The organism is Streptomyces tailanensis (assembly GCF_008386495.1).
Classification (GTDB): Bacteria; Actinomycetota; Actinomycetes; order Streptomycetales; family Streptomycetaceae; genus Streptomyces; species Streptomyces tailanensis.
On sequence record NZ_VTHJ01000049.1, the window covers coordinates 50,175 to 71,795 of the forward strand.

Below are 21,621 nucleotides of genomic sequence, written 5' to 3' on the forward strand. Positions count from 1 at the left end.
TGACCTGCGCGACGAGGTCCGCCGGTCCGAGGGCCGGGATACCGACCCGACCGCCGCGATCATCGACTCGCAGTCGGTACGCGCCGCGGAGACGGTCGGCGCCGACAGCCGCGGGTACGACGCGGGCAAGAAGCGTGGCAGGCCGCAAGCGCTCCGGATCGGGGTGGATGGGCTGCGGCGGGCGCTGGCGGTGCTGCCGCAGCCCAAAGCCGCCGACAACCGGCTCGTCCTCGCGGTCGACGTCAGCAATCGGCTGCGCTCCGATGCCCCGACCAGCGCGGACCGCTTGTTCTGTCACGTCTACGGGCGCAACGGACGCTTCCAGCGATCAGTTCGTGCCGGGCTGGCCGTACTCGTTCGTCGCCGCGCTGGAGACCGGCCGCACCTCGTGGTGCCAGCTGCTGGATGCCGTCCGTCTCGGCCCCGACGACGACCTGGCCGAGGTCACCGCCGCCCAGGTCCGCCGGGTCGTCACCGACCTGGTCGAGGGCGGGCAGTGGGAGGAGGGTGATCCGGATGTCCTGGTGGTCTTCGATGCCGGCTACGACACCCCGCGCATGGCCTACCTCCTGACCGGCCTGCCCGTGGAAGTGCTGGGGCGGATGCGTGCCGACCGCGTGATGCGCCGGCCCGTGCCTGACACCTGGACCCAGCCCCGCCAGGGCGGACGCCCGCCGAAGCACGGCAAGCAGTTCCGCTTCGCCCGCCCGGAGACCTGGGGCGAACCGAACGCGGCGACCACGACCGTGACCGACCGCTACGGCACCGCGCAGACCATGGCGTTCGACCGCCTCCACCCGAAGCTGACCACCCGCTCCGCGTGGATCGACCACACCGACGAGCTTCCCGTCATCGAGGGCACGGTGATCCGCCTCCCAGTCGACCGCCTGCCCGGCGGCCAGGACCCGCTGCCCGTCTGGCTCTGGTCCTCCCGCACGGGCATGACCAGCAAGAACGTCGACCTGCGCTGGCAGGCACTCCTCCGCCGCTTCGACCTGGAACACACCTTCCGCTTGGCCAAGCAGACGCTCGGCTGGACCCGCCCCGAACTCCGCACTCCCCAGGCTGCCGACCGGTGGACCTGGATCGTGATCGCCGCTCACACCCAGGAGCGTGCGAGGCTTCCGGAGCCTGTCGGCCGTGTGTCGGCGTAGCCGCGGATCGCCCCTGTGTACGCCGGTAGATGAGGGTTGTACTCTCCTGACGTGGAGGGGGACATATATCGCTTCGGGGAGTACGAGCTGAACGTGGCCCGCCACCAGCTCCGCCGGGCCGGCGAGCCGGTGCACGTCGAGCCCCGGGCCCTGGACCTGCTTTGCCACCTGATCGAGCGCCGTGACTGGGTGGTGCCGAAGAAGGAGCTGCTCGACAAGGTGTGGGGTGACCGCTTTGTCAGCGAGGCCGCCCTCACCACGGCGCTGCGGACCGCGCGCCTGGCCGTGGGTGACACCGGCAGCCGGCAGCAACTGATCCGCACCGTGCACCGGCGGGGCTACCAGTTCGTTGCCCCGGCTACGGTCATCGGGGGCGGCCAGTCCGCCGGCTCCGATCGGAGACCCGGCGTTGAGCCGGCAACAGCCGACGGACCGAGCGGCGCCGACCGTCAGACGATCCGGTTCTGCCGAGCTGACGACGGTACCCGCATCGCCTATGCCACCGTCGGCTCGGGCCCGCCCTTGCTCAAGGCGGCCAACTGGATGACCCACCTCGACCGCGAGTGGATGACTCCGGTGTGGTCGCACTGGCTCAAGGGCCTCGCCCGCAACCGCCAATTGATCCGCTACGACGAGCGGGGTTGCGGCCTCTCGGACTGGGAGGTGCCTGGCTTCACGTTCGACGACTGGGTCGACGACCTCGAGACCGTGGTAGAGGCCGTGGGGATCGATCGTTTCCCTTTACTCGGGGTGTCGCAGGGCGGTGCGGTGGCGGTGGCCTATGCCGTGCGCCGTCCCGAGCGGGTCAGCCGGCTGATCCTCGCCGGGGGCTACGCCCGAGGCCGGCAGGTCCGGGCGCAGAGCGAGGTCGAGGGCGATGAGGCGGCCCTCGACCTGGATCTGGCCCGGGTGGGGTGGCTCCACCAGGACTCCAGGTTCCTAAGGGTCTTCGCCTCTCAGTTCCTGCCCGAGGGCACGCCGGAGGACTGGGACGAGTTCACCGCTTTCCAGCGGCAGACGACCTCGCCGGCCAACGGGGTCCGTTTCCTGCAGGAGTTCGCGCGGATCGATGTGTCCGACATCGCCCACCGGGTGACCTGTCCGACGCTGATCATCCACTCGCGTGACGATGAGCGGGTGCCGGTCTCGCAGGCCAGTGAGCTGGCCTCTCTCATTCCCGACAGCCGACTCGTCCTGCTCAAGAGCCGTAATCACCTGCTCACCGAATTCGAACCGGCCTGGGACGAGTTCCTGTCCCACATCGACGCCTTCCTGGCCAAGTGACCTCAGCGGCCGACAGCCTATGGGCTGCTGGGTCTGGGGCAGGCAGCCGACTGCCTGTGGGCCGAGGGATCGGCGGGCGTTTCGGCTCCCGCCCGGGAGCGCCGGGCGGCCAGCAGCACCCGGATGGCCATGGCCGGGGTCATCAGTGACTCCGGTCGAGCCGGCAGGTTCTGCACCCCGCAGCGTCTGGCGGGCCACCGGGATGGAGGCGTGACAGGGCCAGAACACCTTATGGGTTCGCCGACCCGGCACGCCGGCTGAGGGCCGCGCCCTCAGCTCCCCCTCCGCTCCACCTCCGCCCTCAACTCCCCCTCAGGGAAGCCTCAGACCTCCCCCAAGCTTTGGCCTGGTCGCGGGCCTGATGCTTGAACGGTGCCGGGCCAAGGAGCATCCATACGGACCTCGGCCCCGGCGTGGCGTCATTTCAGACGCAAAACACCAACGAGAGAAGGACACACGATGCGACTCGACAACACCAGGAAGTCCGGCCCGATCCGGACGCGGCGGGGGCTGGCGCTGCTGATCGCTTCGGGGGTCGGGCTGGGCTCCCTGCTGCTGGGTACGGTTCCCGCGCAGGCCAACGACACCACCAAGCACGTGGCGGCGGACGGCCAGTCGGTCACGTTCGCCACGAGTGACAGCAGCCGGGGTGTCAGGGGCGACGTCACGTTCGTGGTGAACGCGGACGGCAACTGGTCGGTCAAGGGAAGCGCGCGCAACTCGAACCTCCTCGTGCGCACGTTCCACTGGAAGTGCGACCTGTCGTGGGACGCTGCGACCGTCACGCACAAGACCAAGAAGAAGGCCGTGCCCGGCAAGAAGACCCGCACCATGACATCGCAGGCGTACGACCCCAACATCGAGGGGGGCTTCGCCGACATCGTCGCTCGCGGCACGGCCGACTGCGACATCGTCATCGGCTAGCCGCGACGGTGATCGCCGGAGGACCGTGACGGCCATGGTCCTCCGGCGTGACGGAGTCTGCCGGAAGACTGCTGAAGGTCTTGTTGAAGGGCCGCCCGGCCACAGGCCGGACGGCCCTTCGCTCCGTCCGTCGGCGCGCGTTCCCAGGGACGCGTCCTGCCTACTGGGCTACTCCTCGGCGAGGAAGTTGTAGAGGTGGGAGAGGAAGGCGGGCCAGGCTGGGTCGGCGGCGGTGAACAGGTGGTTGCGGCTTTCGAGCAGGACGAGTCGGCTGTCGGGGATGAGAGTGGCCAGTTCCAGGGCCTGCGCGACGGGGACTCGCGCGTCGTCCCGGGAGTGGATGATCAGCGTGGGGCAGGTCACCTGGGGGCCTACGCTGGAGACGTCGATGCGGGTGAACTCTTCCAAGAAGCGAAGACCGTTGGCGGGCGAGGTCGTCTGCCGTGAGAAGGCGGCGAACACGTCCCATTCCGCAGGTGTGGCATCGGCGAGGAACTGAGCGGCGAAGAAGCGCAGGAAGCTGCTGTCCTGGGAGCGCCATCCGGCGCGGGCGATGTTCAGGTCGACCTCTGCGGCATCGCGCTCGGCGTCGTTGCCGGCGCGGATCTGCTGTCCCCGGGCGTAGGACGCGGTGAGGATCAGCCGGCTGACCCGCTCAGGGTGACGCGCGGCGTAGGCGACCGCCACCGCGCCGCCCTGTGACACCCCGAGCAGCGGGAAGCGGTCGAGGCCGATGGCATCGACCACGGAGTGAAGGTCGTCGACCAGATCGTCGAGAGTGAAGCTGGGCACGGTCCAGTCGGAGAGGCCCTGGCCCCGCTCGTCGTAGCGGATGAGCTGTCGGCCGCGGGTGAGGCCGTCGAACCAGTGTGCCCACATCGGGGTGGTTCGTTCGAGGTTGAGATGGCTCAGCCAGTTGGCGGTCTTCACCAGGGGCGGGCCGTCGCCGGTGATGGCGTAGGCGATGCGGGTGCCGTCGACGGACCGGCAGACCCGGATGACCTCCTGGTCCGCCTCTGCCGCTGTCGCGCGGACGCTGGGCGTGGCGGGCGGAGTGGTGGAGGCCACCGTCGCGTGCGCGACGAACTGATAGCCGCGCCGGCGTACGGTGCGAATGAACTGCTGGCGCGTGGCGCTGTCGCCGATCGCGAGGCGGGCGGTGCGTAACCAGGTGGCAAGTGCGGCTTCGCTGACCGTCCGTCCGCGCCCCACCGTGTCGGCAAGCTCCTCCTTGGGCACGACGCGGTCGCGGTGCTCGACGAGGTGGCAGAGCAGATCCGCGACTTGAGGTTCGACGTGGACCTGCTGTCCGCCGTGGCTGAGCCAACGGCGAGCTGTGTCCAACTCGTACTGCCCGAAGTGGTAAACGGCGCCGCCCACGGCATGACTGTATAGCGTCCGTTCGGCCCCGTGGGAGCTCAACGCCCGGCCACGATGCCTGCTTGGCCGGGTTGATCAGGCACCGTCGGCAGATCAGTGTGCTGCTGCGGTTGATTCGCCGAGCCCGGCGACCGCGGCCGCCGGGCTCCAAGGGTTACCTTCTGGCCAAAGGGCCCGTATCCCGGGAGTGTCTAAGCAAATTGACACACCCCACACATCGCCGTCTCGCTCGCCGTCGCGGCCTGCCGGGCCGGCTACTCGATCTACTTCACCAGCCTCGACGACATGGTCCGCAACCTCAAAGCCGCCGAGACCTGTTCTACCGCCGTATCGGTGAGATCGGGGACGCCGTCGAGCGGTTGAACCTCTCACCGATCGGCTCCGTCGCCGAGCTGCTGCTGCTGCGGACGGCCACGGCGTTCCGGGACGAGACGGTCATCCAGGCCGGAGCGCGACTCCAACTCGAACGGCAGCTGATCGGGTCCGCTCCGGCTCCCGCTGCCATACGAGGCGTACACCGCGCTGATCACCTCATGGCTGGTCCAGGATCGGGACACGGGTGCACGGGACGACCTCCCGCCACTCGACACGCTCGCTACCGTCCTGGTCTCCGCCTTCTTCGATGCCCAGCACATCTCGTGGGTGCTCAACGACCGTGCCGACCTGGTGGAGCGCACTATCGCCCTGGTGCGGACGATCATTCCCCCGGCCGAGGAGGCATCGGGCGGTGTCCCTCTGCTCCACTACGAGGCTGAGGCTCAACCAGCTTTTGAGTCCGGCCAGTTGAGTGCGGTACGGACGTGGCTCACCGTTTCCTCCGCGGTCAGCCGCGCACCGCGGGCGAACGCCTCCGTGAACGCGGGTCCGCCCAGGGCCGCCCAGGCCGCCGCCGTGACGCGGTCGACGTCTGCGCTCTCAGCGGGCGGCAGCGGGGCGCCCGTCCCTCGGCGTGCCGCGTCCGCCGCCCCGAGCAGCAGCGCGGCGCACTCGGCGGCCGGCCTCTGCCTGCCCAGGGCCGCCGCGCCCGCGAGGCCCTCCAGGGAGAGGGCGAGCGCGCGTGGCTCGCCGAGGGAGCGGGCGACGTCCAGGCCTCGCAGATGATGGCGGACGGACCGGTCGGCGTCGCCGCGGAGTTCGGCAACGAAGCCGAGCTCGGCGAGGAGCAGATGGTCGCCCGCCTCCGAGGACACGTCGGCGTAGCCGTCGCGGATGTGCAGCAGGTGCGCCTCGGCCGCGTCGAGGTCACCGGAGCGGCGCGCGCCGAGTGCGAGGCCCATCTCGGAGTGGATCTCGCCGTGCTTGTAGCCCTGTTCGGCGGCGATGCGACGAGCCTGCTCGTGCAGGCTGCGGCCCTGCTCCCACTGTCGGGCGAGCAGTGCGAGCCGGCCGAGCCCGGACAGCCGCGCCGACACCTCGGCCTCCAGGCCCAACTCGCGTGCCATGCACAGCCTTCATGCTGTCGGCGTGCCGCTTCTTCGTAGTCGCCCTTGATCTCGGCGAGCGCGGCAAGCGGCGACACGGTCTGCAAGTCGCCCCATCGGTCGCCGAGTTCACCGAAGAGCACGGCGCTGCGCAGCCCGTCCCGGCCGAGCGCGTCGAGGTCGCCGCGGACCAGGGCGAGCGTGGCCCGCAGGCCGAGCGCGGCGGCGGTGCCCCACTGTTCGCCCGCGGCCTCGAAGAGGGCGAGCGCCCGTGCGTTGAGATCCGCGCTGGCGGTCGCCTCACCCGCGCTGAACAGGCCGTACGCGCACAGCCAGAGGGCGCGGGCCCGGCGTACGGGGTCGGAGACGGCGTTGGCCGACGCTGTGGCCGACGCCTCCGTGTGGTCGCCGGTGAGGAGAGCGAACGCGGCGTGCAGCAGGGCGAGTTCGGGCGCGGCGGCGTCGGGGGTGGCGGCGAGGACGGTCGACAGGCTGCGGCGCGCCTCGGTGAGGCGGCCGCGCAGCATCAGATCGACGACGACGAAGGTCGCCGGCAATGGCAGACCCTGCTCAAGACGATCGAGAAGAAGCTCGTCCTGGCCGACAGATTTCCCGGAATGATCGCCGAGGACCTGTCGGACTACCTCTACGCGCGCTCCACCGGGCACTTCGCCTCACTCATGTCTCTGATCAACCGCGGCTGTCTGCGGGCAATCCGCAGCGGTCATGAACGCCTGGATGAAGACCTGATGAACCAGGTGAAGAACGATGTCGCGGCAGAGGAATCCCGCAAGGAACTCAAAGCCGCCATCGAGGCCGGTCTGCTGACGAGCCGGCCGGCACCGGCACCGCGGCGTCCCAGGAAGTCGGCATGACGGCATGGTCCGACGAGCGGATCCCGATCTGGGTGGAGCCAACTGAGGGTGAGGCTCTGGACAGTTGGCTGGAGGCGTATTCCCGTCGCCTTTCGACGTCCATGCCGGAGTTCGTACGGTTCCTCGGGTTACCGGGAACCCGGCTCAATCGTATGCTCCGCTGCCTGACGGAGCACGAGCGGCAGGTCCTTTCACGGCGGACCGGTCTCAGCTCTGACAGGCTCACCGCGATGACACTTGAGCCCTGGGACGGCCTGGCGGTCACTATTGACCGTCAGACTCGTCGTCTCATCCGGCCGCCACTCTGGCGCCACTCCGGCAACAACACGCGCTACTGCCCTCGTTGCCTCGAAGAATCCAACGCGCGTTGGCAACTTTCCTGGCGACTGCCGTGGTCGTTCGCCTGCACGCGGCACGAGATGCTGTTGCTGGACCGCTGTCCCAAATGCGGTCAACCACCCATGGTCCATGGTTATCGCCGGTTGCGAGACATCGCCCCTGGCACCTGCCTCTATGGCAACAGGCTCCGCTAATGCCATTCACTGCGGCTTCTTCCTCCCGCATGCCGAGGCCGCCCTGTTGCCCTCTCACTCCTTGATCTTGGATGCTCAGCGCGAGGTCAACACAGAAGTTCTCAAGACCGACAGCGCTCCCGGCTCGGCGCGACAGCACAGCCAGGAGCTGGCCCTGCTTGCCCGCTCAGCACTGCACGGCCTCCACACTCAACTGACATCGGCTCCCACCGCTGTCCATGACGTGCTTACAGAATGCGGTGGCGCCCTCCCTGAACCGACCAGTGAAGACGCCCACAGCACCGCTGTGGGCACCGCCATCGCCAGAATCGCTCTGCACCGTCAACGGGACGACAGCGACATGGTCTTCACATGGCTGATGGCGACCAAGCGTTCTCGTCAGGAGCGTCAGACTTACCCGACGCAGTGGCTCTCGGACTGGGTTCCCGCCGGACCACGAGTGACCTCGCGCGCGCTCGCAGCGGTCGATGAGGACCTGACCTGGCTGGCGCGGATTCGTTTCGGGACCACGACATCCACCCCTGCCTGGCCGACCCTCACCGACGAAGACATACAGCGCCGGGCCGCGCGATTGCCCGCGATGCTCTGGCCGTCTTGGACCATGCGACTACTTCCTCGCCTTCCCGAGCCTGTCTTCCGGCTGTCCGGAATCCGCCGGACCTGCGCGGCACTGCTATTGATGCCGGGAACAACCTTGGATTACACGCAGGCAACTCAACTTTTGGGCAACCGAGGAAAATTTCCTCGGGACGTGTTCGACGCCACTCTTAAAAGAAGCGGTCCCGCTGAAATTGCCACAGCCTTGGTTCTGCTAGCCCGAGCTCTTGATTCTCACCCTGCCCCCATCGACTACACCCGTCGACGAGCGACATTCTCCGAAGCCACCATCACCGTCGACTTGGACGGCTTCCAAAAATACTGCCGACAGCACGCAATACGCACAGGGCCAATACAAATAAAACGAATCCGGTGGCGCCTGCTCAGACTCCTCCTCGGCGCCGACCCCGGAACATCCTCCCGTACTCCGGTGTGGTGCACTGACCTCTCGCTTCACATCGACGACGGCCTCAAGGCATTCCTCCTCGACCAGGCAGCCGAGAACCTCAAATTCCACGGCATCACCGAACCCGTGTCCTGGCAGCCACCATCCACCTGGATCGACACGACCGCATGGCCAGGAGCGGACCCCGACAGCATCGACAACCACATGCTTTCCACCATGATGGCTACTGGCCACCCCTTGGAAAGCATCGCGAAGAACCTAAAAGTCAGCGACGACCACATCCATCTCCACATCGAAGCGACAGGCATCGGCACTCCTCCCCCAACGCCGCCGTCGCAACCACGTGTCCGCGGCCGTCAGATTCCCCGCCAGGGCCTCCTATCGCCCAAGAAACTCCAACACCTCTACCAAGAGGAAAAGCTCTCACTGGTAAAGATCGCGCGGCTTGCAGATTGCTCCCACAGCACTGTCCGGAAGGCGCTCCACGAGGCCAATATCCCTTGCCGTGAGCCGCTCAATACTCATCTCACACTACCGACCACGGTCTCCAGCGAATGGCTGGAGAGAGAGTACTCACGCAAAGGCCGCGCCACACCGGATATCGCGCCTGAACTGGGTTTCCACAAGAACACCGTGACGAAGTATCTGAAGAGATGGGGCATTCCCCGGCACCCCAATGGCCTCTACTTAAACCCCTTCGCCTCGCTTGATATCCCTCTCTCCAGACATGCAGAAGGTGAGTAGGACAAAGAACTGCCTGTCCCGGCTACGCCACCTTCTCCAACTCCCCGGGCACCGCAACCTGTCTGCCGCGGCAGCATCGCTCGATGTCAAGCCCGGTACTCTCAGCCATCAGCTTCGATGCCTTGAAACCACCGTGAAGTTCACGCTGATCACACACACTAACCCGCTGACCAGCACGTCAGCGGGAGCGAGGTTCCTCGCCGAAGCGCAGCTGCTCATCGGCCTCCTCGACGAAATGGAGCCGTTCACTGGACCGGTGCCGACCACGCCACCACTCGACAAGTAGGCGGGCGCGCAGTCGGCAGCACTCCGTTACTGACTGTGACACATGATGCGTCGTGCAGAACGCCGATTGCGCACGGAAAGCCGACACCCGCCGTGCTCACTTCACGCGGATATCGACGTTCCCGCAGGAACCAATGTGCACGGATCGTGAAACCTACCCTGGTGTAGGGTTCGCGATTCCGTGAGCACTGCCGGTGGATCTTAAGCAGTGATTGAGCAAATCCAGGCGATCATGAGCACTGGCGACAGTCAGTGATGGGCAGTTCGTGGGAAGCGTGACAGCTATCGCGTATCTCCCGCCGAGTCGCTGTCGGGCGTGCGCTGAAACTGTTCGGCGGGGGTGCGTCGGCCCTGGCGGAAGGCGGCGAGACCGGTGTCGAAGTCGGCTGCGGAGCCCACGAACAGCACCGACTCATCCCGCGCGACGAATATCTTCCCCCCGCCCCGTATCGGGCGCCACACGCAGACACCGAGACCGTCAGGCAGCTCACGTACCTTCAGCCCCGCATCAGTACCGAGCTTCGCGAAATACGCTACCCCGACCTGCGCCAAGCGATCGACATCCATGTGGCCCCTCCCTCCCGTCGTGCCGCCTCCGGAAGCACGGTCCGATCCGCTGAGAACGTACCGTCTCCCACCCGCACGCCGCGCACGCGCCCCGCCGGCCCTGGACTCGGCCGGCGGTCACCGTCCGGAACGCCCGCCACCTGGCAGCCCCGGGGCACCACGGCCTGGCGCCGGTTCATCAGGCCGTGGCAACACCCTGTGCCGCGAGGCGTTCCAGCTTGTCAGGGACCGCGAGCGCGTTGGAGTCGGCGCCGATGATGCGCTTGAGGTTCGGCAGCAGTGCCAGGTCGTCGAGCGAGTGGACGTCGAACAGGTCGTCCTCGCCGTCCCAGACCGGGGAGCACTCGTAGTACACCTGATGCCCGCCGTCGACGACCAGCGTGTCCAGGCTCGCCAGCAACTCCTGGCTGATCTCGAGCTCTCCGAAGAAGGTGCGGGACTCGTCGAGCACCGTGAACGCCAGGTCGTTGTCGAACACGTGGGACTGCAGGTCGGTGATCCCCCTGGCCTCCATCCGCTCTTCGATGCTGAACACCGGCGTGAGGGTCCGGTCCCAGTACATGAGCTTCTCGATGACCAGCAGCTTGAAATTGAAGTCCCTGAAAACAGCCATGCACGGAGGACTATCACGTCGTGCTTACGGCGCCGGCACTGTGCTGCCGTTCCGGGGGCCATCGGCGCGGTCGACCTGGCGCCCCTGCACTCCGAAGACCGTGCCGGTCCGTACTCCCTCCTAGCTCCGAGCGAATGGTTGGTGAGCCCGGCAGACGGTGGAGTCCACCGACACGGTCCGGCCCACGTCGTCACCAGCGTCCGCCGCAGCCGGAGCGGCGAACTCCGTTGCGGGCCGCTGTCACAGTTCTGATACGACCGCGCCCCCATGCGGCACATGGTGCCCGCGCAGCCGGAGTCCTGACGAGTGCAATTGATCAACTTCTATCCTGTTATGCCCATGGTTCGAACTGCCGTGGACCCCCGGTGCCGCCCGGCCCTCCTTGTACGGCGTGTCAGTGACGGCGTTTACGCTCCGCTTATGCGAAACCCCAAGATTTTGATCGGCCTGGTCGCGGCCGGTCTGCTCACCGCCGGCTGCGGCTCCGACGGCAGCTCCGCCGACTCCAGTGGCGGAGGATCCGCGCAGAAGGCCCTGCCGGTCGCCATCGACGGCCCCCAGAAGGACGTGCGCAAGCGCGGCGAAGACAACCTCAAGGTCACCCCGGCCCCCAAGCAGGGCGCGCCCCTCACCGAGCAGGTGGAGCACCGCCTGCGCGAGGCCATCCTCCTCACCGCCGGCGTGGCCGGTGAGACCAGCGCCAAGTGCCCCGATGGCGTGACCCAGAAGGCCGGCGCGGTCAGTCAGTGCGTCGTGACGTACGAGGGTGCCGAGATCCCCTACGAGGTCAAGATCAGCGACAGCTACCGGGAGGGCAGCATCATCACCTCCTACACGACCACACCCAAGAAGGGCCTGCTGGTGGCGAAGTTCGTGTACAACTCACTGAACGAGAACTACGGCACCGAGTCGGGGCGCACCGACGCCAGCAAGCTCGCCTGCGAGGAGCTCCCCGTCGCGAAGGCGTTCGACTGGAAGTCCGACACCGGCTACAAGTGCCAGTACTGGAACAAGCACGCCAACGACGGCAAGGGCGGCTACGACACCCTGCGGGTCACGATGGGCACCTCCGGACCCGGCTTCGAACCCGAACCTGTCAAGTAACGCACCGGCGTCACACTTCGACACCACACTCCGCTCTGCGCGGGGCTCGCCCCCTCGATCACGAGTACTGATGACGGTCCGTCTGGGTAGCCGTTGGGCCGACCTCCCTTCGCCTGCGGTTTCCAGGTTGGAGGGACGGCGGAGGAACCACTGCCTGGTGCTCAGCCGGAGGCGGATGCATCGGTGGCCTGCCAGACGTCGATCGCCCGGGCCGCGTCGTCATACGCCAGGCCGTAGCCATCGTGGGGGAGATGAGACCAACCTCCGTGCGGAGGTCTCTACCTGTACGGGCATCGAGCGTCATGGCCTGATCGGCTTGGTCCAGAGGGCGACAGAAGGAAGAGCCGGGAGAAGCCGTCTCCGTAAATTTCCGGCACGCTCGGGCCGGCTCCCAGCCTTGTTCGCAGCGAACGAGCTTTCGCGTCCGGGTGGTCTGCCGCCAGGACCGCCACCCTTACCAACGGTGACCATCCATGAAACGCTGCTGGACCGGATTGCTCATGCCCGACCGGTGCGAACGGTGCTCATCAAGCGCGGATTCCGGCGTTCTCCCAGGAACCGCTGCTCACCGAACCGCGGACCCTACAGACAATGGCTACGCTCAGTAGCGGTCTCCTCGGGTGGGGTCCAACACCTCTCGGTCTGACGTCAGATACGTCTGTGAGTACGTCCATTGTCAGTGCGGTGCGCTTCACTGTCCGCCATGGAGCTCACGCACGCGACCGTCAAGGACCTGCTGGCCCGGCTCGGCCCGGGGAACGGCTACATGTACCTGCCCGGCGACCTGGACCCGCAGGACCTGATCGACCTGCTCGCCGGCGTTTACGGCGCGCCGCGCACCCTCGTCCTCGACGGCTTCACCGATCCGACGGTCGACGAGTCCAAAGGCGCGGCTCTCCTCGTCCCCCTCGAGGACCGGGCCGTGACCATACGGGCGTGGGCGTACGGGGATCAGTGGGTCGCCACGGGTAGGGCACGGGACGCCCAAGGGATCGAGCGGCCGGTGCTGGTGGTCGCTCACCGGGAGGTGCCGGAACCCTTGGCGGTCGCTCCGGACGAGGACGTCGACTGGGTGGAGCGGCTCATACGGATCACCGGCTGGACACACCCCGCACAGCGGCCGGACGTGGACTGGGCAGAGGTGGAGTCACGTCTGGGCACCGCACTGCCGAGCGACTACAAGGGCATGGTCGAGACGTTCGGCGAGGGCGCCTTCGACGGCTTCCTGGACCTGCACCAGGAGCCGTGGGATCTCAGGGAGGACGGGCTACTCATCTGGGCGGGCACGGAGCACGAGGACGGGTACTGCTGGAGGGTCGAGGGCGACGACCCCGACCGTTGGCCCGTCGTGGTCCAGTCGTTCGACGGCGAGGAACTCCGCTTCGACTGCCAGGCCGCGGAGTTCGTCTGCCGCATCCTCGTCGACCCGCACCACCCGTACACGATGGCCCGCTATTTCGACACCCACTGGTTCATGAACTACCGGGAAAGTGGCTGAACCCCGCCGCCAACGGCATCGGACACTTGGTTGGCGGGGTCTTCGGGGAAGAGAGCGGCCGCTGCTCACGAAGCCCGGAATCCGGCTTTCCGCAAGGCCCAGTGCTAATGATCAAGGGGAACCTGCGGCGCGTACCCACGGGAGACGGAGTTGTACGCCCGGACGTCTGAACGGCCGCTTGGCGGCGTTTGCTTCGGCAGGCCCCGCACGTGCCCGGAACTGTGGCTTCCACCACGGCGAATGTGGTCTTGTCCTGGTGAGATCGCAGGATGCTCGGTTTCCTCCTCCGTCTCCTGCCGTTCTGGGTCCGCGAGCCCCTGCTCATCGCGGTCGGGTCCGTTCTCGGCGTACGCATCATGTATCTCGCCGTCCGCGATCACGACCGGGTCGCGGCCGGTCTCGGCGCGGTGTTCCTCGTGTTCACCGCAATGCGCGTCTACATGGTGGTCCGGGCCCTGCGCGCACGCCGGAACCCCAGTCCGGCGTCCTCCGCGGACGGGGCGGCGGTCGATGCCGCCGCCCAAGCCCAGGCCCAAGCCCAGGCCCAAGCCCAGGCCCAAGCCCAAGCCCAAGCCCAAGCCCTTGCCCCGACCCAGGTCCCGGCCCAGGTCGGAGCTGGACCGCGTCCCGGCCCGGACACTCCGGCGAAGGAGCCCAACCAGTGGGGCCAGGCCGTCGCAGCCGTGGCCCTGTTCGGAGCACTCGCGGCCGCGCTGTGGGTGGCCCCACGCGTGATGCCGCCAGACGACAGCACCCCGCAGCCCGCCTCGTGTTCGAGCGGAGAACACGAGGAACTGCCGAAGGCATACAAGGAGACGCCCCGGCCTGTGACCGGTGAAGAGCTGTGCAAGGCGCTCAACCGGCGAGACCTGGCCAAGCTCCTTGGAACGCCTGGAGAGACCGCGACCACTGCTTCCGGCACCAGCAACACCGCTCCCCTGACCGACGGGAAGGTCGCCCTGCCGGAGGCCGAGGTCGCGTTCGACACGTACACCGTGAATGTCTCGGCCACCTACAACAAGCTGACGATCGACCAGTACGTGAAGTTGATGGAGTTCGGGAACGAGACGGACATCAAGGCGCTTACGGTTCTCGGCCGGCCCGCGGTCCTCTTCTCGGATCACACCATGAAGATCGAGATCAGTCTCGGAAGTGGCGGATCCGGCGGACCGGTCGAACAAGGTCCCCTGGCCAGGACCCTGACCGTGGCCCTGGACCGTGACGACCGGGGCGGCTACTACGACATCACCGTGTGGAGCACGTCGGGAGCCCTCCCGGACGACAGCGTTCTCCTCGACATCGCCGAGAAGGTTCTTCCGACGATCCGCGAACGGGCTGTTCGCTGAGACGCCGAGAACATGTCGGCCACGACGCTGTCGTGTCGGATGCGATCGACGCGGTGAACTGGGGCGCTGTGCCGGGCCATCCCGGCTGGTACGAACCGGCTCGTGTCGCCCGTGGTCTGCGCGCCCTGGCAGATGCGGCGAACCTGGTACAGGCAGCCGAGGCCGGCTCGCTGCTCGGCGGCGGCGGAATCGTCCACGGCCACAGTGCCGCGGTGTTCCCGGCGGCTGCGTTTGCGGCGCCCCTGCTCCTCGACATCGCCAAGCAGGGTCACCCGGCAGCGAGAGACACCGCGTTGGGCCTGCTCGATGAGGCCCTGTCGTCCTATCCCCACGCCGGGTACACGCGGGTGACGACACCGTACGGCGCAGCGGTCCCGATCTGCTGCGCCATCGCCCACCACCTACGAGCCCGCGCCGTCCTCCTTGCCGGGCTGGGCAAGAGGGGCAAGGCGCTGCTTGCCGACGCGGCCGAGCACTGGCGCTTCGAGATCCGGGAGTGCGTCGCCGACGGCAATGACACGGCAGTCTTCGGAGCCTTGGCAGGCTGTTTCCCGGACGGCGTGCACGCGGCGGAACTGAACCTTGCCGGTGAGTTCACCGTGCTGGACGAGGTTGCCCTCGAATACCCGCTCACGGAGGGTTCCCACGAGGCATGCCTGCGGGTGATGGGACGGCACCCGGGCGAACTGCCGCCCGGCGCCACCCTGTTTCCGGCGGAGTGCGGAGAACTCGTGCACTGACCGGCTTCGCCTCTTCAAGGGACGCCCTGCGCGAAGCGGTCACACCTGATGGCCCGCCGCTTCACCGGCGGAGTCTTATTCGGTGGGCAACCGTCCCTCACCCTCGGTAACCTCCCAACCTCACCCACCGGGCGAAGCCCCCGCGGCGGGGGCGAGCCGAACTCGCGGGCGGAAGAGGAAAGCGGGGGCCATGATCGACGCGTACGAGGACCCGGGTACGCCGGACTGCCGCGGCGGCGCCCGCTACCTGTGGTGGCTGGTCAAGCAGCAGGCAGCCCGCTCCGCCCTCGGCTCACTCATCTCCTGCGTATGGATGGTGCTGCTGGCGGCAACCCCGTACCTCCTCTCCCGCGCCATCGACGAGGGCCTCCAACCCGGCGACTACCCCACCCTCGCCACCTGGACGGCCACCCTCTTCGCCGTGGGCGTCTTCAACGCCTGGCTGAGCATCATGCGCCACCGCACGATGACCCGCGTCCGCATGGACGCCAACTTCCGTACGGTGAAGGTCGTGATCGCCCACGCGGTAAGACTGGGCGCGGCCCTCCCCCGCCGCGTCGGCGCCGGCGAGGTCGTCACGATAGGCGTCGGCGACGTCAACACGATCGCCTCCTCGCTGACCGTCATCGGCCCCGGCGTCGGCGCGATCGCCGCGTACCTGGTGGTCGCCGGACTGCTGGTGTCGGTCTCACTGCCGATCGCCGCGGTCGTACTCCTCGGAATGCCATTGATGGCCGTAATCGTGGGCCCATTGCTGCGCCGCCTGCAGGACACGGAGACGGAGTACCGCGAACGACAGGGCGTACTGACCGCACGCATCGCGGACCTCGCGGGCGGCCTGCGCGTCCTCAACGGCCTCGGCGGCAAGGGCCTGATCGCCGACGCGTTCCACCGGGACTCCCAGCGGCTGCGGGCGCAGGGATATCGGGTGGGGTCGGTGACCAGCTGGGTGCAGGCGATCGGGGTGGGGCTGCCGACGCTGTTCCTGGCGGTGGTGACCTGGCTGGCGGCCCGGCTCGCGGCGCAAGGGTCCATCACGGTGGGCGAGTTGGTGTCGGTGTACGGGTATGTGACCGTGCTGGTGCGGCCGGTGTCGTACTTCGTGGACTGGGGCTACGAGGTCAGCCGCGGCGTGGTGGCGGCGCGGCGCGTCATCCGGTTTCTGAACCTGGAACCCCTGCCGGACCACGGCACCGAGGACGCGCCCGCCGAGCCGGCGGCGCTGCACGACCCCGAGTCGGGCGTACGGGTGTCGCCCGGCCGGCTGACCGCGCTGGCCGGTGACCGGCCGGGCGACGCCACGGCCGTGGTGGACCGGCTCGGGCGGTACGCCCCGACGGCGGTGACCTGGGGCGGAATCCCCCTCGACAAGATCCCGTTGGCGCAGGTCCGCGCACGGATCCTGGTCGCCGACCACGAGGCCGACCTGTTCGCGGGACGGCTGCGCGAGCTGCTGGGCGAGCGGGACGACGAGCTCGCCGTCCGGGAGGCGTTGCGGGCGGCCGTGGCCGAGGACGTCGTCCAGGGCCTGCCGGACGGCCTGGACTCGCCGATCGACGCCCAGGGCCGCAACCTCTCCGGCGGCCAGCGGCAACGCGTACGGCTGGCCCGGGCGTTGCTGGCCGACCCCGAGGTCCTTCTCGCCGTCGAGCCGACCTCGGCGCTGGACGCCCACACCGAGGCACGGGTCGCCCAGCGGCTGCGGGCCGCCCGCGAGGGCCGTACGACCGTCGTCACCACCACCTCGCCCCTCGTCCTGGACCACGCGGACACCGTCCACTACCTGGTCGAGGGCAAGGTCGCCGCCACAGGCAGCCACCGCGAACTGCTGGCCGGCGAGCCGGGATACCGGGCGCTGGTGGCACGGGACGCGGGCGAGGCGGAGGACGAGGACGACACGGAAGAGGCCGCGAGCAAGGAGGTCGTACGGTGACCAAGGGACCCACCAACGGCGCCGGGAAACCCACCGCCGATGCCGGCGAACCGACCCGCGACGCCGGCGACCCCACCCCCGATGCCGGCGACCCCACCCCCGACACCGCCGGCCGCCTGCCCATCGCCGGCCCCGCCGACGTGCGGCGGGCCGCCGTCCGCCTGGTGCGCGCCGACGGGCGGGCCTTCCTCGCCGTACTGGGCCTGAACGCGGCGGCGGCCGGGATGGGGCTGGCGGGGCCCTGGCTGCTGGGGCGGATCATCGACGAGGTGCGAGGCGGGGGTGGCGCTGGGGCCGTGGACCGGCTGGCGCTCACGCTGCTGCTGTGCGCGGTGGCACAGTTGCTGCTGGCGCGCTGGGCCCGGTACGTGGGGCACCGGTTCGGGGAGCGGATCCTGGCGCGGGTGCGCGAGGAGTTCGTGGACCGGACGCTGGCGCTGCCCGCATCGGTGGTGGAGCGGGCCGGTGCCGGTGATCTGACGGCGCGTGGCACGGCGGACGTGGACACGGTCGGCAAGACGCTGCGCGATGTCGGGCCGGAGTTGCTGATCAGTTCGGTGCAGGCGTTGTTCCTGCTGGGCGCGGTGTTCGCGCTGGACCCGCTGCTCGGTGTCTGCGGGCTGTTCGGTCTGACCGGCATCTGGATCGTGCTGCGCTGGTATCTGCGCCGGGCGCGCGCCGGTTATCTGGCGGAGGGCGCGGCCAACTCGGAGGTCGCGGAGATCGTCGCGGCCACGGCATCCGGCGCTCGTACGGTCGAGGCGCTGCGGCTGGAGCGGCGGCGCGTCGCCGCGAGCCGGGAGGCGCTGGAGACGTCCCGGCGCCGGCGCTTCCACACCCTCTTCCTGCGCTCGGTGTTCTTCCCGGGCGTGGAGATCTCCTACCTCGTGCCCGTGGTGACGATCCTGCTGCTGGGCGGGGTGCTGCACGAGCGCGGCTCGATGAGTCTGGGCGCGGTGGTGGCGGCGGCCCTGTATCTGCAGCAGCTCAGCGGGCCGCTCGACGAGATCCTGATGCGGATCGAGCAACTGCAGAGCAGCGGCGCCTCGTTCGCCCGTGTGGAAGGCCTGGCCGGGGCCCCGCAGGCGGACTCCGCGGACTCCCCGGAACCGGCGGACGACCGCATCGACGTGACCGGTGTCCGTTACGCCTACGACCGGGGCGGCGAGGTGCTGCGCGGGGTCGCCCTGACCGTACGCCCCGGTGAACGCCTGGCCGTCGTCGGCCCGTCCGGTGCCGGGAAGACCACCCTGAGCAGGCTCTTGGCCGGCATCGACGCGCCGACGTCGGGCACGGTCACGGTGGGCGGGGTGCCGGTCGTGGGCCTCGGCCCGGAGCGCCTGCGCCGCCAGGTCGTCCTGGTCACCCAGGAGCACCACGTCTTCCTCGGCACGGTCCGCGACAACCTCCTCATCGCCGAACCGGCCGCCACGGACGAGCAGTTGTGGGCCGCCCTCACGGCCGTGGGCGCCCACATCTGGGTCCGCGACCTCCCGGACGCCCTCGACACCCGCCTCGGCCAGGGCGGCCACCGCACGGACGGCCCCCAGGCCCAGCAACTCGCCCTGGCCCGCGTCGTCCTGGCCGACCCCCACACCCTGATCCTCGACGAGGCCACGGCCCTCCTGGACCCGACAACCGCCCGACACACCGAACGCGCCCTCGCCGCCGTACTGGAGGGCCGCACGGTCATCGCCATCGCCCACCGCCTCCACACCGCCCACGACGCCGACCGCGTGGCAGTGATGGAGGACGGCCTCCTCACCGAACTCGGCACGCACGAGGAACTGGTGGCGGCGGAGGGTGCGTACGCGGCGCTGTGGCACTCCTGGCACGGGGAGCGGCCGACGGCCGGCTGAGCCGCAGGAGCCAGGGCGAAGAGTCCGTATACCGAACATGACCACCCGGCCAACGGACGATTTCCGGCCAACCTTTTGACGCGGTCCTGACAGGACCCGCTCGCCCCTGCCACTCTGCCCACAACCGCAACACAGCAACCTCACATGCGTGACACACCGTTCTGCCCGGGCGGCGTCCGACCGTCCGGTCTCCCCTGGCCGTGCGATCCGCGGCCGCGCAGAAGGAGTCAGTGTTGAGACGCCAGTCCCACAGACGCACCTCCCACACCAAGTTCCCCCGCACCACCCAGCGACGGGCCGCCGCCGGCGCGCTCGTCGCCGTGACCGCCCTGTTGGCCGCGGCCGTCCAGTCGGGCGCCGCCACCGCCGCCCCGGAGAAGGCACCGTCGGCTGCGAGCAAGGCCAACCCCGGCGCGATCCCCATGAAGCTCACCCCCGCCCAGCGCGCCGAGCTGATACGCGAGGCCAACGCCACGAAGGCGGCGACGGCCGAGGAGCTGAACCTCGGCGCCAAGGAGAAGCTGATCGTCCGTGACGTGCTCAAGGACCGCGACGGCACCGTGCACACGCGGTACGAGCGGACGTACGACGGCCTCCCGGTCCTCGGCGGCGACCTGGTCGTCGAGACGTCGAAGGCGGGCGGGACCGAGGGCATCGTCAAGGCCACCAAGGCGACGATCGAGGTCAAGTCGCTGAAGCCCACCGTCACCGCCGCGAAGGCCGAGAAGCAGGCCCTGAAGGCGGCCGAGGCCGAGGAAGCCAAGAACCCGGACGTCAACCGGGCGCCGCGCAAGGTCGTCTGGGCGGCGAGCGGCAAGCCGGTCCTCGCGTACGAGACGGTCGTCGGCGGCTTCCAGCACGACGGCACTCCGCAGGAGCTGCACGTCATCACGGACGCCACCAGCGGCGCGAAGCTGTACGAGTGGGAGGCGATCGAGACCGGCACCGGCAACACGGTGTACAGCGGCCAGGTCACCCTCGGCACCACGCAGTCCGGTTCGACGTACAACCTCACCGACGGCGCGCGCGGCGGCCACAAGACGTACAACCTGAACCGCGGCACCTCCGGCACCGGCACGCTCTTCTCCGGCTCGGACGACGTATGGGGTAACGGCAGCCCGTCGAACCTGGAGTCGGCCGCCGCCGACGCCCACTACGGCGCCGCGCTGACCTGGGACTACTACAAGAACGTGCACGGCCGCAACGGCATCCGCGGCGACGGCGTCGGCGCCTACTCCCGGGTCCACTACGGCAACAACTACGTCAACGCGTTCTGGTCCGACAGCTGCTTCTGCATGACGTACGGCGACGGCTCGGGCAACGCCAACCCGCTCACGTCGATCGACGTGGCCGCGCACGAGATGACCCACGGCCTCACATCGAACACGGCCGGTCTCAACTACAGCGGGGAATCCGGCGGTCTGAACGAGGCCACCTCGGACATCTTCGGCTCGACGGTCGAGTTCTACGCGGCGAACTCCTCCGACGTCGGTGACTACCTCATCGGCGAGGAGATCAACATCAACGGCGACGGCACGCCGCTGCGTTACATGGACCAGCCGAGCAAGGACGGCGCGTCCAAGGACGCCTGGTACTCGGGCATCGGCTCGATCGACGTGCACTACTCGTCGGGCCCCGCGAACCACTTCTTCTACCTCCTCTCCGAGGGCAGCGGCGCCAAGACCATCAACGGCGTCAGCTACAACTCGCCCACCTCGGACGGCCTGCCGGTGACCGGCATCGGCCGCGCCAAGGCGGAGCAGATCTGGTTCAAGGCGCTGACCACGAAGTTCACGTCGACGACCAACTACGCGGGCGCCCGCACCGGCACCCTCGCGGTCGCCGGTGAGCTGTACGGCACCACGTCCGCCGAGTACACGGCGGTGCAGAACGCGTGGGCGGGCGTGAACGTGGGCACGCGGCCCGGTGGCGGCGGGGGTGGCGGCACCTCCTTCGAGAACACCACCGACGTAGCGATCCCGGACAACGGAGCGGCGGTCACGTCCTCGATCACCGTCTCGGGCCGGACGGGCAACGCGCCCTCGAGCCTCCCGGTCGCCGTGGACATCACCCACACCTACATCGGTGACCTCCAGGTGCAGTTGGTGGCCCCCGACGGCACGGCGTACACGATGAAGGCGTACGGCACGGGTGGCAGCTCGGACAACATCGCCACCACGTACACGGTGAACGCGTCCTCCGAAGTCGCCAACGGCGTATGGCAGTTGCGGGTCCAGGACAACGCGGCGCAGGACACGGGCCGGATCAACGGCTGGAGCCTGACGTTCCCGTGAGCCGACGGACCGTCCCGTAATGCAGCAGGCGTCGCCCCGGCGGGGGTCAACTCCCGCCGGGGCG

At 68.8% G+C, this 21,621-nt stretch carries 18 protein-coding genes and 3 pseudogenes; 15 read left to right on the forward strand and 6 right to left on the reverse strand.

Features of this window, described 5'->3' with window-relative positions; genetic code table 11:
• Positions 1-157: 157 nt before the first annotated feature.
• The 3 genes and pseudogenes from F3T56_RS32415 to F3T56_RS32425 all read left to right on the forward strand — a co-directional run.
• Positions 158-1,115 (forward strand): annotated as a pseudogene (locus F3T56_RS32415) (transposase); the annotation flags it as partial.
• A 90-nt stretch (positions 1,116-1,205) separates the two neighbouring features.
• Complete coding sequence (locus F3T56_RS32420; RefSeq protein WP_149828917.1) at positions 1,206-2,438, forward strand: alpha/beta hydrolase; 1,233 nt, start codon at positions 1,206-1,208, stop codon at positions 2,436-2,438.
• A gap of 459 nt (positions 2,439-2,897) precedes the next feature.
• Positions 2,898-3,362, forward strand: a complete 465-nt coding sequence (locus F3T56_RS32425; RefSeq protein WP_149828918.1) for a hypothetical protein — start codon at positions 2,898-2,900, stop codon at positions 3,360-3,362.
• Between the two features lie 168 nt (positions 3,363-3,530).
• Here F3T56_RS32425 and F3T56_RS32430 read toward each other — a convergent pair whose 3' ends face one another.
• The gene (locus tag F3T56_RS32430; RefSeq protein ID WP_149828919.1) at positions 3,531-4,742 is read right to left on the reverse strand and encodes an alpha/beta hydrolase; all 1,212 of its coding nucleotides are present in this window, start codon (positions 4,740-4,742) and stop codon (positions 3,531-3,533) included.
• Positions 4,743-4,955: 213 nt separating this feature from the next.
• Between F3T56_RS32430 and F3T56_RS32435 the strand changes: the two are divergent.
• Positions 4,956-5,057, forward strand: a pseudogene (locus tag F3T56_RS32435) (ATP-binding protein); the annotation flags it as partial.
• A gap of 53 nt (positions 5,058-5,110) precedes the next feature.
• On the opposite strand, the gene F3T56_RS32440 reads toward F3T56_RS32435, so the two are convergent.
• Both F3T56_RS32440 and F3T56_RS50475 read right to left on the reverse strand, forming a co-directional pair.
• The gene (locus tag F3T56_RS32440) at positions 5,111-5,299 is read right to left on the reverse strand and encodes a hypothetical protein (protein WP_149828920.1); all 189 of its coding nucleotides are present in this window, start codon (positions 5,297-5,299) and stop codon (positions 5,111-5,113) included.
• A 201-nt stretch (positions 5,300-5,500) separates the two neighbouring features.
• Positions 5,501-6,184, reverse strand: a complete 684-nt coding sequence (locus F3T56_RS50475; RefSeq protein ID WP_484422107.1) for a hypothetical protein — start codon at positions 6,182-6,184, stop codon at positions 5,501-5,503.
• Between the two features lie 11 nt (positions 6,185-6,195).
• Here F3T56_RS50475 and F3T56_RS50480 point away from each other — a divergent pair, with 11 nt between their 5' ends.
• From F3T56_RS50480 to F3T56_RS32465, 4 genes are read left to right on the forward strand one after another with little or no spacing between them, the layout of a single operon-like run.
• Positions 6,196-7,038, forward strand: coding sequence for a hypothetical protein (locus F3T56_RS50480; protein ID WP_484422108.1), 843 nt, complete (start codon positions 6,196-6,198; stop codon positions 7,036-7,038).
• Positions 7,035-7,571: a TniQ family protein gene (locus F3T56_RS50235; RefSeq protein WP_149828921.1), complete on the forward strand. Its 537-nt coding sequence runs from the start codon at positions 7,035-7,037 to the stop codon at positions 7,569-7,571. The genes F3T56_RS50480 and F3T56_RS50235 overlap by 4 nt, the downstream gene beginning before the upstream one ends.
• Positions 7,507-9,318, forward strand: a complete 1,812-nt coding sequence (locus tag F3T56_RS32460; protein ID WP_172639243.1) for a hypothetical protein — start codon at positions 7,507-7,509, stop codon at positions 9,316-9,318. Before F3T56_RS50235 ends, F3T56_RS32460 begins: the two co-directional genes overlap by 65 nt.
• Entirely contained in the window at positions 9,302-9,604 is a 303-nt protein-coding gene (locus F3T56_RS32465; RefSeq protein WP_149828923.1) for a LysR family transcriptional regulator, read from the forward strand. Before F3T56_RS32460 ends, F3T56_RS32465 begins: the two co-directional genes overlap by 17 nt.
• 281 nt (positions 9,605-9,885) lie before the next feature.
• Here the strand turns inward: F3T56_RS32465 and F3T56_RS32470 are convergent, their stop codons facing one another.
• The 3 genes and pseudogenes from F3T56_RS32470 to F3T56_RS50240 all read right to left on the reverse strand — a co-directional run.
• The gene (locus tag F3T56_RS32470; RefSeq protein ID WP_149828924.1) at positions 9,886-10,170 is read right to left on the reverse strand and encodes a hypothetical protein; all 285 of its coding nucleotides are present in this window, start codon (positions 10,168-10,170) and stop codon (positions 9,886-9,888) included.
• 178 nt (positions 10,171-10,348) lie between these two features.
• Positions 10,349-10,783 (reverse strand): DUF6892 domain-containing protein, encoded by a 435-nt coding sequence (locus tag F3T56_RS32475; RefSeq protein WP_149828925.1) that lies wholly within the window; start codon positions 10,781-10,783, stop codon positions 10,349-10,351.
• Between the two features lie 116 nt (positions 10,784-10,899).
• Positions 10,900-11,002 (reverse strand): annotated as a pseudogene (locus F3T56_RS50240) (IS5/IS1182 family transposase); the annotation flags it as partial.
• Positions 11,003-11,203: 201 nt separating this feature from the next.
• Between F3T56_RS50240 and F3T56_RS32480 the strand changes: the two are divergent.
• The 7 genes from F3T56_RS32480 to F3T56_RS32515 all read left to right on the forward strand — a co-directional run bounded on the left by F3T56_RS32480 (position 11,204) and on the right by F3T56_RS32515 (position 21,557).
• Positions 11,204-11,887 carry a hypothetical protein gene (locus tag F3T56_RS32480; RefSeq protein ID WP_149828926.1) on the forward strand — a complete coding sequence of 228 codons (684 nt, stop codon included), beginning with the start codon at positions 11,204-11,206 and terminating at the stop codon, positions 11,885-11,887.
• A 703-nt stretch (positions 11,888-12,590) separates the two neighbouring features.
• Complete coding sequence (locus F3T56_RS32485) at positions 12,591-13,385, forward strand: SMI1/KNR4 family protein (RefSeq protein ID WP_149828927.1); 795 nt, start codon at positions 12,591-12,593, stop codon at positions 13,383-13,385.
• A 269-nt stretch (positions 13,386-13,654) separates the two neighbouring features.
• Positions 13,655-14,731, forward strand: a complete 1,077-nt coding sequence (locus F3T56_RS46510; protein ID WP_172639244.1) for a DUF6215 domain-containing protein — start codon at positions 13,655-13,657, stop codon at positions 14,729-14,731.
• Positions 14,732-14,763: 32 nt separating this feature from the next.
• Positions 14,764-15,471 carry a hypothetical protein gene (locus F3T56_RS32500; RefSeq protein WP_246204110.1) on the forward strand — a complete coding sequence of 236 codons (708 nt, stop codon included), beginning with the start codon at positions 14,764-14,766 and terminating at the stop codon, positions 15,469-15,471.
• A gap of 190 nt (positions 15,472-15,661) precedes the next feature.
• Positions 15,662-17,404, forward strand: a complete 1,743-nt coding sequence (locus F3T56_RS32505) for an ABC transporter ATP-binding protein (RefSeq protein ID WP_149828930.1) — start codon at positions 15,662-15,664, stop codon at positions 17,402-17,404.
• 116 nt (positions 17,405-17,520) lie between these two features.
• Positions 17,521-19,263 (forward strand): ABC transporter ATP-binding protein, encoded by a 1,743-nt coding sequence (locus tag F3T56_RS32510; protein WP_149828937.1) that lies wholly within the window; start codon positions 17,521-17,523, stop codon positions 19,261-19,263.
• Positions 19,264-19,493: 230 nt separating this feature from the next.
• On the forward strand, positions 19,494-21,557 hold the full coding sequence (locus tag F3T56_RS32515) for a M4 family metallopeptidase (protein ID WP_425473676.1): 2,064 nt from the start codon (positions 19,494-19,496) through the stop codon (positions 21,555-21,557).
• Positions 21,558-21,621 lie beyond the last annotated feature (64 nt).